The sequence below is a fragment of the Mycolicibacterium brisbanense genome, from assembly GCF_001570425.1.
Lineage (GTDB): Bacteria > Actinomycetota > Actinomycetes > Mycobacteriales > Mycobacteriaceae > Mycobacterium > Mycobacterium brisbanense.
Genome location: NZ_BCSX01000048.1, coordinates 1 through 887, shown reverse-complemented (window position 1 = coordinate 887; position 887 = coordinate 1). Strand labels below are relative to the sequence as shown.

Sequence of the window (887 nt, the reverse complement as noted above, 5' to 3'; positions counted from 1 at the left end):
GGTACAGGGTGTCGACCATGTGGTGCCGGTCGACATCTATCTGCCCGGCTGCCCGCCCCGTCCGGAAATGCTGCTGCATGCAATCCTGAAGCTGCACGACAAGATTGCGCAGATGCCACTCGGCGTGAACCGCGCCGAAGCCATCCGCGAGGCCGAGCAGGCCGCCCTGGCGGTGGCGCCGACCATCGAGCTCAAGGGGCTGCTGCGGTGAGCGACTCCAAGGGCGACACACCGGAGGTGATCGGGGTGCGCCGCGGCATGTTCGGGGCCCAAGGCACCGGCGACACCTCGGGCTACGGTCGGCTGGTCCGCTCAGTCGCCCTGCCCGGCAGCACGCCACGGCCCTACGGCGGCTATTTCGACGACGTCGTCGACCGGCTGGCCGAGGTGCTCGGCGCGCAACGCTACGCGGTGTCGATCGAGCGCGTGGTGGTGTACCGCGACGAGCTGACGCTGGAGGTGAGCCGGGTGCAGCTGCCCGCTGTCGCGGCCGTGTTGCGCGACGATGCCGCGCTGCGGTTCGAAATGTGCCTCGGTGTGAGCGGTGTGCACTACCCCGACGACACAGGTCGGGAATTGCACGCGGTGTATCCGTTGATGTCCATCACGCACAACCGGCGGATCCGGTTGGAGGTGGCCGCGCCGGATGCCGATCCGCACATCCCGTCGTTGTACGGGATCTATCCCACCACCGACTGGCATGAGCGCGAGACCTACGACTTCTTCGGCATCATCTTCGACGGTCATCCAGCGCTGACCCGCATCGAGATGCCCGACGATTGGGTGGGGCATCCGCAACGCAAGGACTACCCGCTCGGCGGGGTCCCGGTGCAGTACCACGGCGCGCAGATCCCACCGCCCGATCAGCGGAGGTCCTACCACTGATG

2 protein-coding genes are annotated in these 887 nt (G+C 67.5%); both read left to right on the top strand.

All coding sequences use genetic code 11. The annotated features are described in order from the left end of the window. On the top strand, positions 1-211 hold a 211-nt coding region (locus tag RMCB_RS27880; protein ID WP_456152465.1), incomplete at its 5' end, for an NADH-quinone oxidoreductase subunit B family protein. After that, complete coding sequence (locus tag RMCB_RS27875) at positions 208-885, top strand: NADH-quinone oxidoreductase subunit C (RefSeq protein ID WP_062831344.1); 678 nt, start codon at positions 208-210, stop codon at positions 883-885. The genes RMCB_RS27880 and RMCB_RS27875, both read left to right, overlap by 4 nt. Positions 886-887: the final 2 nt, after the last annotated feature.